Origin of the sequence: Escherichia sp. Lx600-2, assembly GCF_036662595.1 — a bacterium.
Taxonomy (GTDB): domain Bacteria; phylum Pseudomonadota; class Gammaproteobacteria; order Enterobacterales; family Enterobacteriaceae; genus Escherichia; species Escherichia coli.
On sequence record NZ_JAYQWM010000107.1, the window covers coordinates 1 to 9,857 of the forward strand.

The window sequence follows — 9,857 nt, forward strand, 5'->3', positions numbered from 1 at the left end:
GTGGAGCTGCATGACAAAGTCATCGGGCATTATCTGAACATAAAACACTATCAATAAGTTGGAGTCATTACCGACGACGCAAAGGAATTAAAGCAACTTCTTCGCCCGGGACTGTCCGTCACCGTCAGTGTTGATGAGAGATGATGTCTATGCGTAAACATATTGCTTTCGCCAGTATGTGTATGGGATTATTTATTGCTCAGCTTGATATTCAAATTGTATCGTCATCCCTAAATGAAATAGGTGGTGGTCTGTCCGCAGGTAAAGACGAAATGGCCTGGCTTCAGACCAGCTATTTAATTGCTGAGATTATTGTTATTCCGCTCTCTGGGTGGCTGTCACGGGTATTTTCCACTCGTTGGCTTTTTACTCTATCCGCGGGAATATTTACTTTAATGAGTATCGCGTGTGGACTTGCATGGAATATTCAGATCATGATTTTGTTTCGTGCTTTACAGGGAGCTGCTGGCGCATCCATGATCCCTTTAGTTTTCACGACGGCGTTTATTTATTACCAGGGTAAAGAGTTGGGGTTGGCTGCTGCGGTAGTCAGTGCGCTGGCCTCACTGTCACCGACGCTAGGGCCAACTCTGGGGGGCTGGATCACTGATAACCTCGACTGGCGATGGCTATTTTATATCAATATATTACCTGGCATATATTTAGTTTTGAGTATTCCTTTTCTGGTTAATTTTGATAAACCTGATCTCTCTTTACTGAAAGTTGCTGATTATCCGAGTATTATCCTGTTGGCCATAACACTGGGATGTCTGGAATATACCCTTGAAGAAGGAGCGCGCTGGGGATGGCTGGATGATAATACTATTTTGCTGACATCAGTTCTGGCATTGGTGAGTTTTATTTTATTTGCTGCGCGTACACTTACAATATCCAATCCGATAATGGATCTTCATGCTTTTAAGGATAAAAATTTCACTCTGGGATGTTTTTTTTCTTTTTCTGGAGGGGTTGGGATATTCTCTACTGTATATTTAATACCTGTGTTTTTGGGGCAGATTCGCGGATTAAATGCCGAAGAGATAGGTTTTGCCGTTTGCACAACAGGTATTTTCCAGTTATTTTCTGTTCCCTTTTACTTCTGGTTAAGTAAAAAAATAAATCTGCGATGGCTGTTGATGGCGGGGCTGGGCGGATTTGTGTTTTCAATGTATCTTTTTACCCCTATAACCCACGAATGGGGATGGCAGGAGTTACTGTTTCCACAGGCAATTAGAGGGATTTCGCAGCAGTTTGCGATGGCCCCCATCGTAACATTAACGCTGGGGGGAATTCCAAAAGAACGGCTGAAGTTAGCCTCTGGTGTATTTAATTTAACACGTAATCTTGGGGGCGCGATTGGTATTGCCCTGTGTGGCTCTATTCTCAATAATCGAACTAATTTTCATTTTTCGAGAATGGGTGAAAAAATGGTTACTGTTCCCCATACGGTGAATGACTTCATTTCCAGAAGTGCTTTATTTTTTAATCGCAGTGGAAGTGACCAGACATCGGAAATACTGGCTTCAACCAAATTATTGAGTCAATTGATGCTGAGGGAGGCGCAAACTATGGCATTTTCGGATACCTTTCTGCTAATCAGTGGTCTGTTATTTATCGCATTTTTGTTGGTTCCTGCTATGAATAAATCATCCTGATCGTAGCCTGTGCTGAATTAAACTCGGGCTAAACTGTTCGATACTGCTAACAGGCTAGTATAAAATGCTCCGCCTGCGCAGATACTCACAGGTATGAAGTAGAGTATTGTTTCAATCTGTGAAGGGAACGATGCAGTAAGTATGAACAATTAACCCGTCTGAATCACGACGTGTGAAGGTGCATAGGAGGTTACATGAACCTTGACGACAAATCGCTGTTTCTTGACGCCATGGAAGATGTCCAGCCGCTGAAACGTGCTACCGATGTCCACTGGCATCCAACGCGTAACCAACGTGCGCCGCAGCGTATCGACACGCTGCAGCTTGATAATTTCCTCACCACCGGATTTCTCGACATCATCCCACTAAGTCAGCCGCTGGAGTCTCGGCGGGAAGGGTTGCAACATGGGGTGCTGGATAAGCTGCGCAGTGGTAAATATCCGCAACAGGCGAGCCTGAATCTTTTGCGCCAGCCGGTGGAAGAGTGCCGCAAAATGGTGTTCAGTTTTATTCAACAAGCCCTGGCGGATGGTTTGCGTAACGTGCTGATTATTCATGGTAAAGGGCGGGATGATAAATCGCATGCCAATATTGTCCGCAGCTATGTGGCGCGCTGGCTGACCGAATTTGATGATGTTCAGGCATATTGCACCGCGCTACCGCATCATGGCGGCAGCGGGGCGTGTTACGTCGCACTACGTAAAACGGCGCAGGCGAAGCAAGAAAACTGGGAGCGCCACGCTAAGCGCAGTCGTTGATCTCGAGACGCATCCGCGGCTTATGCCGCCAGCACGCGGTTGCGTCCATCATTTTTCGCCCGATACAAAGCATCATCAACGCGCTTAAACAGTTCATCGATGCTTTCATTTCCTTCGTGATGCGCCACACCAATGCTGACGGTAAAGCGTGGTAAGCCCGAAATACTCACTTTTGCCACGCTTACGCGGATAGTTTCAGCCAGCGAAAGCGCGGTATCCAGTGGGGTTCTTGGTAGCAATAAGACAAACTCTTCGCCTCCCCAACGAAACACCAAATCGCCTTTGCGAGCGCAACTTTCGAGGGTGCGGGCGAGGGCGCATAACACCTCATCACCTTTAGAATGCCCATAGAGATCGTTAATGTGTTTAAAACGATCGGTGTCGATGAGCAACAAGCTGTAATCCTGAGCGATGGCGAGATGCTGCATTTGGCCTGGTTCCGTAATGTGATAAAACTGTCGCCGATTCAGTAATCCGGTCATCGCGTCATGGTGAGCAGCATGTTCCAGCTGCTCCTCCAGCCGTTTTTGCTCAGTAATATCATGCACAATACATAACATGAGCTTGTCGCCATAAATTTCAATCGGTCCGGCATAGGTCTGCACATGACGAGTAGATCCATCCGCCAGTTTATGAACAAAATTCAAAGGTTTATGACCGCCGGGTAAATGCGAAATTTCATGCATGATAGGCATGACGCGACGCCCGAGCATATTTATTTCCCAGGTATGTTTCTGGCACATCGTTTCATGGTTATAACCATAGAAATTGAGCGCGGCGAGGTTAGCATCGACGATTTGGCCATCTCGTGAGGGGTCAATCAACAACATTGGTGCAGAGTTAGTCAGAAAAAAGCGCGCATAAAAACCTTGTTTTTTGCGCTGATAATTTGCCGAGCGACTGGCTTTTAAACCCAGCGTTGCCGGCGCTTCGATACCTTCGAAAATAATCACCGGTTCTGTTTCTGTCAGCTCTCGCAAAACAAGCCGACAGCTTAATGCTGTTTCCTCTTCTTTACGCTGAACAGTGAGGATTTCGATAATATCGTGTTGGTTTTGCAGATCGGAGAGGTATTTCGGCAGTTCTTTTTGTGAGGAGACGGAATAGGGACCGGTTCGTAGCTGACTAAACGTGAGTTCTTGCATCAACAGTCGCGCCGCGCTATTGGCATAAATTAACTGTTCCTCAAAGGGCGAAACGATCCAGACAGGACTGGTGAGTAAGTCCAGGGTATTGAAGTTGTGCGTAATCATTGAGATCCCATTATTTTTATCAATTTTTGTTGCTATCCGATCGCAAAAAAGCCACATCATATGATCAGATAATTCTGATAATGATAGACGCTATTTAACACTTCACACGGTTTGTATACGGAAAAGCATTTTGCTTTTTGTATTCAATTTAGACAGAATTTTATTAATCATTTCAGGGTAATGGGGTGATGAGATGTTGCGTAACAGGGCCAGAAGGCTAGACTACAAAATAATGCGTTGATGATGGAGGCACTGTGGAAGCGATTAAGGGATCGGACGTTAATGTCCCGGATGCAGTATTTGCCTGGATGCTGGATGGTAGAGGCGGCGTTAAACCGCTGGAAAATACAGATGTGATTGATGAAGCGCATCCCTGCTGGCTCCACCTTAATTATGTACACCATGATAGCGCCCAATGGCTGGCGACAACACCGCTGCTTCCCAATAACGTACGTGATGCGCTGGCAGGTGAGAGCACACGGCCCCGAGTCAGCCGTCTCGGTGAAGGCACGCTGATTACATTGCGCTGTATAAACGGCAGCACCGATGAACGCCCCGATCAACTGGTCGCCATGCGTGTATATATGGACGGGCGGTTAATTGTTTCGACCCGACAACGCAAAGTGTTGGCGCTGGACGATGTGGTGAGCGATCTGGAAGAGGGCACGGGGCCGACCGATTGCGGAGGGTGGCTGGTGGATGTGTGCGATGCGTTGACCGATCATTCCAGCGAATTTATCGAGCAGCTGCACGATAAAATTATCGACCTTGAAGATAATCTCCTTGATCAGCAAATTCCGCCGCGTGGATTCCTGGCTCTGCTGCGCAAACAATTAATTGTGATGCGTCGCTATATGGCACCGCAACGTGATGTCTATGCTCGTCTTGCCAGTGAACGTTTGCCGTGGATGAGCGATGACCAACGCCGTCGGATGCAGGATATTGCCGATCGCCTTGGGCGCGGCCTTGACGAAATCGACGCCTGTATAGCACGGACTGGTGTGATGGCGGATGAAATCGCTCAGGTGATGCAGGAAAATTTAGCTCGTCGTACCTATACAATGTCATTGATGGCAATGGTCTTTTTACCCAGTACCTTTCTGACAGGGTTATTTGGCGTCAACCTTGGTGGGATCCCTGGCGGCGGGTGGCAATTCGGATTTTCAATTTTTTGTATTCTGTTAGTTGTTCTTATTGGTGGTGTTGCTTTATGGTTGCATCGTAGTAAATGGTTGTAACAAAAGCAATTTTTCCGGCTATCTGTATACAAAAACGCCGCAAAGTTTGAGCGAAGTCAATAAACTCTCTACCCATTCAGGGCAATATCTCTCTTGCAGGTGAATGCAACGTCAAGCGATGGGCGTTGCGCTCCATATTGTCTTACTTCCTTTTTTGAATTACTGCATAGCACAATTGATTCGTACGACGCCGACTTTGATGAGTCGGCTTTTTTTTGCCTGTTATTTATCAGCGTCTACCCTTTAAGAGTCCACCCAATGACCGGAGGGAAATATGACGACACTTATTTATTTGCAAATTCCTGTCCCTGAACCGATTCCTGGCGATCCTGTTCCAGTTCCCGATCCGATCCCTCGCCCGCAACCCATGCCTGACCCACCACCCGATGAAGAACCGATTAAATTGTCGCATCGTGAGCGTAGATCTGCGAGGATACGCGCCTGCTAACTTTGCGTCGATGACCACGAGAATAGATTGTGACCGCTTTTTCTACCCTGAATGTTTTGCCTCCCGCCCAACTCACGAACCTTAATGAGTTGGGTTATTTAACCATGACGCCGGTGCAGGCCGCCGCGCTTCCGGCGATCCTTGCCGGAAAAGATGTTCGCGTGCAGGCGAAAACTGGCAGCGGCAAAACGGCGGCTTTTGGCCTCGGCTTGTTACAGCAAATTGATGCGTCGCTATTTCAAACCCAGGCTTTAGTGCTGTGTCCTACGCGTGAACTGGCGGATCAGGTGGCAGGTGAATTGCGTCGGCTGGCGCGTTTTCTGCCAAATACCAAAATTTTGACGTTGTGCGGTGGTCAACCGTTCGGTATGCAGCGTGATTCGTTGCAACATGCGCCGCATATTATCGTGGCAACGCCGGGCCGTTTGCTGGATCACCTGCAAAAAGGCACGGTATCACTGGATGCGCTGAATACTTTGGTGATGGATGAGGCCGACCGCATGCTGGATATGGGATTTAGCGATGCCATTGATGATGTCATCCGTTTTGCGCCGGCATCTCGACAGACGCTTCTGTTTTCGGCAACCTGGCCGGAAGCCATCGCCGCAATCAGCGGACGAGTGCAACGCGATCCTTTGGCGATTGAAATTGACTCAACAGATGCTTTGCCACCCATTGAACAACAATTTTATGAGACATCCAGTAAAGGCAAAATTCCTCTGTTGCAACAGTTATTAAGCTTGCATCAGCCATCCTCTTGCGTGGTGTTTTGCAATACCAAAAAAGATTGCCAGGCTGTCTGCGACGCGCTGAATGAAGTAGGGCAAAGTGCATTGTCATTACACGGCGATTTGGAGCAACGCGATCGCGATCAGACCCTGGTACGTTTTGCTAACGGTAGCGCCCGTGTACTGGTCGCGACTGATGTTGCTGCGCGTGGTCTGGATATTAAATCGCTTGAGCTGGTGGTGAACTTTGAGCTGGCGTGGGACCCTGAAGTTCATGTACATCGCATCGGTCGTACAGCTCGTGCAGGAAATAGCGGTCTGGCGATCAGTTTCTGTGCTCCGGAAGAAGCACAGCGGGCCAATATCATTTCTGACATGTTGCAGATAAAACTTAACTGGCAAACGCCGCCAGCTAATAGTTCCATTGTGACGCTGGAAGCAGAAATGGCAACGTTGTGTATCGATGGCGGGAAAAAAGCCAAAATGCGCCCGGGTGATGTATTAGGTGCACTGACAGGAGATATCGGGCTTGATGGCGCAGATATAGGCAAAATCGCCGTGCATCCGGCGCATGTCTATGTCGCGGTCCGTCAGGCTGTTGCTCATAAAGCATGGAAACAGTTACAGGGCGGGAAGATTAAAGGAAAAACGTGCCGGGTGCGGTTATTAAAATAATGAAATGTTGAATTGCCGGGTGCAAGAGTAAACATCTTATTCGGGATTGCCGGATGCGACGCTGGCCGCGTCTTATCCGGCCTCCATAAGAGTAGCCCGATACGCTTGCGCATCGGGCGCTATCCTGGTTATTTCACTTCAACCACATTCAGCCGTAACTCATCCAACTGATTTTCATCTTCTTCTGGCTGCCAGCCCGCCGGTTGTAGTGGGATCTCTTCGCGATCAAACGCCAGATCACCCCCGTTAACCACTTCAGAACCGTGGGTGATGCCTTTGAAATCGAACAGGTTGGTATCGCACAGATGCGACGGCACCACATTCTGCATCGCGCTGAACATCGTCTCGATACGCCCTGGATAACGTTTATCCCAGTCACGCAACATGTCAGCAATCACCTGACGTTGCAGGTTAGGCTGTGAACCGCACAGGTTGCACGGAATAATGGGGAACGCTTTTGCATCGGCAAATCGCTGAATATCTTTCTCGCGGCAGTAGGCCAGCGGACGAATAACGATATGTTTGCCATCATCGCTCATCAGTTTCGGAGGCATACCTTTCATCTTGCCGCCGTAGAACATATTTAAGAACAGCGTCTGCAGGATATCGTCACGATGGTGACCCAGCGCGATCTTCGTCGCCCCCAGTTCCGTTGCGGTACGATAAAGAATACCGCGACGAAGGCGAGAACACAGTGAGCAAGTGGTTTTGCCCTCTGGAATCTTCTCTTTCACGATACCGTAAGTGTTCTCTTCAACAATCTTGTACTCAACGCCCAGCTTTTCAAGATACTCGGGCAGAACGTGCTCCGGGAAGCCCGGTTGCTTTTGATCGAGGTTAACAGCCACCAGCGAAAAATTGATTGGCGCGCTTTGCTGCAAATTGCGCAGAATCTCCAGCATGGTATAGCTGTCTTTACCCCCGGAGAGGCAAACCATGATGCGATCGCCTTCTTCAATCATATTGAAGTCAGCAATGGCTTCGCCCACGTTACGACGCAGGCGTTTTTGTAATTTGTTCAGGTTGTATTGTTCTTTCTTGCTAATTTCTTGATTTTGCGACATTTAAAAGCGACTCAATTCGTTATATGGCATCAGAAGAGTATGCGTCATGCCGGAACGCCCAGCATAAGAAATCTGATATAAAAACTGTGGCGTGTATGGTACGGATTAGAGAGGAAAATGTCAGCACATTTGCGAAATGAATCAAAAAGCCCGCAGCAATGTGCGGGCGTTAGTGTCAGCGCACAACCAGCACGGAGCACTCTGCGTGACGCACTACAGCTGCGGCGTTGGAACCGAGCAGATAAGTGGTGATATCCGGTCGATGGGAAGCAATGATGATCATATGAGCGGGGATCTTCTTCGCCAATTCCAGAATACGGTCTTTGGGCGAACCTTCCTCAACATGGACATGCACTCTGTCGGTTGGCAGTTTAAATTTTTTAATGATCTCTTCCAGTTGCGATTTGGCTTCCGCTTTCAGGTCATCCATTGCCGGTAATTCTGCGGAATACGCTAAACCCAGAGAGGCATAGTAGGGCAGTGAAGGTATTACCGTCAGGAAATGAACCTCTGCATCATCAATCTTTGCCTCTGCCTCAACGTGGCTAATCACGCGTTGAGTTAATTCTGAATCGGAAATATCGATAGGGACAAGAATCGTTCTGTTCATAAAACCTCCTGTTTTAGTATCCGCATAAAGTGTAACGCCAGATGACACTTTTTGTGTAATGACGGAGTTCACATTTTTAATTTAGATCAAAGGAGGAATAATAAGCAGAAAAAGCTCGCCATAACAGCGGGCAGGAGGATTTAGAACTGATAAACCAGACCTAAAGCGACAATATCATCGGTAGAGATGCCGTTGGCAGCGTAGAAACTGTCATCTTCATCCAACAGGTTGATTTTATAGTCAACATAAGTGGACATGTTTTTATTGAAATAGTAAGTCGCGCCAACATCGGCGTATTTAACCAGATCTTTATCATCAACACCTGCCGGGTTGTCTGCACCACCGGCAGCGTGCAGGTCACGGCCTTTAGACATCAGGAAAGAGACTGCCGGACGCAGACCAAAATCAAACTGGTACTGTGCAGTGACTTCAAAGTTCTGGGTTTTGTTCGCAACTGCATAATCGCTGTCGCCAAACGGGGTCATATTACGCGTTTCTGAATACATGGTTGCCAGGTAAATATTGTTAGCATCGTATTTTAGCCCAGCAGTCCACGCGTCTGCTTTATCACCACCCGCCGCAGTATGGTTAACCTGGTCATTGGTGCGGTCAGAAGAGGTGTATGCCGCACCAGCGCTAAAGCCCATGCCTAAATCATATGTTGTGGAAAGACCCCAGCCGTCACCGTTTTCATGGCGAACATCACGTCCGTTGTTGGTGCCTTCCTGACCATTACTGGCACCTTCGTTGTTACCTTGATACTGCACCGCGAAGTTCAGACCATTTACCAGACCGAAGAAATCAGTATTACGATAAGTCGCGACGCCATTGGCACGACCAGTCATAAAGTTGTCTGCATTGGTATAAGAGTCACCGCCAAATTCAGGCAGCATATCGGTCCAGCCTTCGATGTCGTACATTACACCATAATTACGTCCGTAATCGAAAGAACCGTAATCTGCAAATTTCAGTCCGGCAAATGCCAGACGGGTCCATGACTGGTTTTTTGAAGATTCAGTGTTGTTTGCCTGAATATTGTATTCCCATTGACCGTAGCCAGTAAGTTGATCGTTAATTTGGGTTTCGCCTTTAAAACCCAGACGCGCATAGCTCTGGTCGCCATCTTTCGCTGAATTATCAGAAAAATAATGCAGGCCATCAACTTTGCCATACAGATCTAATTTGTTGCCGTCTTTATTATAAACTTCGGCTGCATGTGCAGCACCTGCGGCGATCAGGGCAGGAATTAAAAGTGCCAGTACTTTGCTTTTCATTGAATAAATCCTTTAGTTATTTTATTTGCCTTTTATCCCCATTTCGGGGAGTGAAAACATCCTAAAGGAGAAGTTCAGTTAGGGAAGGTGCGAACAAGTTCCTGATATGAGATCATCATATTCATCCGGAGCGCATCCCAGAGGGACATCATGA

General features: G+C 47.7%; 10 protein-coding genes and 1 pseudogene. 7 read left to right on the forward strand and 4 right to left on the reverse strand.

Annotation, left to right across the window (positions count from 1 at the left end):
* From OQV04_RS25250 to smrA, 3 genes and pseudogenes are all read left to right on the forward strand, one after another.
* Entirely contained in the window at nucleotides 1-57 is a 57-nt protein-coding gene (locus OQV04_RS25250) for an IS1 family transposase (protein WP_003032489.1), read from the forward strand.
* Nucleotides 58-140: 83 nt separating this feature from the next.
* Nucleotides 141-1,596, forward strand: a pseudogene (locus OQV04_RS21645) (DHA2 family efflux MFS transporter permease subunit).
* Nucleotides 1,597-1,849: 253 nt separating this feature from the next.
* Nucleotides 1,850-2,413: a DNA endonuclease SmrA gene (smrA, locus tag OQV04_RS21650; protein ID WP_044865323.1), complete on the forward strand. Its 564-nt coding sequence runs from the start codon at nucleotides 1,850-1,852 to the stop codon at nucleotides 2,411-2,413.
* A 20-nt stretch (nucleotides 2,414-2,433) separates the two neighbouring features.
* On the opposite strand, the gene dgcM is transcribed toward smrA, so the two are convergent.
* Complete coding sequence (dgcM, locus tag OQV04_RS21655; RefSeq protein ID WP_112919017.1) at nucleotides 2,434-3,666, reverse strand: diguanylate cyclase DgcM; 1,233 nt, start codon at nucleotides 3,664-3,666, stop codon at nucleotides 2,434-2,436.
* 193 nt (nucleotides 3,667-3,859) lie between these two features.
* On the opposite strand from dgcM, the gene ydaN reads away from it, so the two are divergent.
* The 4 genes from ydaN (at nucleotide 3,860) to dbpA (ending at nucleotide 6,755) form a co-directional block, all read left to right on the forward strand.
* A complete protein-coding gene (gene ydaN, locus OQV04_RS21660) occupies nucleotides 3,860-3,907 on the forward strand; it encodes a protein YnaN (protein ID WP_211180494.1) in 48 nt (15 codons plus the stop codon).
* A 13-nt stretch (nucleotides 3,908-3,920) separates the two neighbouring features.
* Complete coding sequence (gene zntB, locus OQV04_RS21665) at nucleotides 3,921-4,904, forward strand: zinc transporter ZntB (RefSeq protein ID WP_000387388.1); 984 nt, start codon at nucleotides 3,921-3,923, stop codon at nucleotides 4,902-4,904.
* A 274-nt stretch (nucleotides 4,905-5,178) separates the two neighbouring features.
* Entirely contained in the window at nucleotides 5,179-5,352 is a 174-nt protein-coding gene (gene ynaL / locus OQV04_RS21670; RefSeq protein ID WP_001296046.1) for a proline-rich small protein YnaL, read from the forward strand.
* A gap of 29 nt (nucleotides 5,353-5,381) precedes the next feature.
* Entirely contained in the window at nucleotides 5,382-6,755 is a 1,374-nt protein-coding gene (gene dbpA / locus OQV04_RS21675; protein ID WP_045177711.1) for an ATP-dependent RNA helicase DbpA, read from the forward strand.
* Between the two features lie 128 nt (nucleotides 6,756-6,883).
* Here the strand turns inward: dbpA and ttcA are convergent, their stop codons facing one another.
* From ttcA to ompN, 3 genes are all read right to left on the reverse strand, one after another.
* A complete protein-coding gene (gene ttcA / locus OQV04_RS21680) occupies nucleotides 6,884-7,819 on the reverse strand; it encodes a tRNA 2-thiocytidine(32) synthetase TtcA (protein ID WP_000081418.1) in 936 nt (311 codons plus the stop codon).
* A gap of 175 nt (nucleotides 7,820-7,994) precedes the next feature.
* Entirely contained in the window at nucleotides 7,995-8,429 is a 435-nt protein-coding gene (gene uspF, locus OQV04_RS21685; protein ID WP_001295593.1) for a universal stress protein UspF, read from the reverse strand.
* A gap of 140 nt (nucleotides 8,430-8,569) precedes the next feature.
* Nucleotides 8,570-9,703, reverse strand: coding sequence for a porin OmpN (gene ompN / locus OQV04_RS21690; RefSeq protein ID WP_062893206.1), 1,134 nt, complete (start codon nucleotides 9,701-9,703; stop codon nucleotides 8,570-8,572).
* Nucleotides 9,704-9,857: the final 154 nt, after the last annotated feature.

Bases quoted from the DNA above. Each gene is read 5' to 3' on its own strand.
- smrA (WP_044865323.1), top strand. From the start codon at position 1,850: ATGAACCTTGACGACAAATCGCTGTTTCTTGACGCCATGGAAGATGTC.
- ynaL (WP_001296046.1), top strand. From the start codon at position 5,179: ATGACGACACTTATTTATTTGCAAATTCCTGTCCCTGAACCGATTCCT.
- ompN (WP_062893206.1), bottom strand. From the start codon at position 9,703: ATGAAAAGCAAAGTACTGGCACTTTTAATTCCTGCCCTGATCGCCGCA.
- dgcM (WP_112919017.1), bottom strand. From the start codon at position 3,666: ATGATTACGCACAACTTCAATACCCTGGACTTACTCACCAGTCCTGTC.
- uspF (WP_001295593.1), bottom strand. From the start codon at position 8,429: ATGAACAGAACGATTCTTGTCCCTATCGATATTTCCGATTCAGAATTA.
- ttcA (WP_000081418.1), bottom strand. From the start codon at position 7,819: ATGTCGCAAAATCAAGAAATTAGCAAGAAAGAACAATACAACCTGAAC.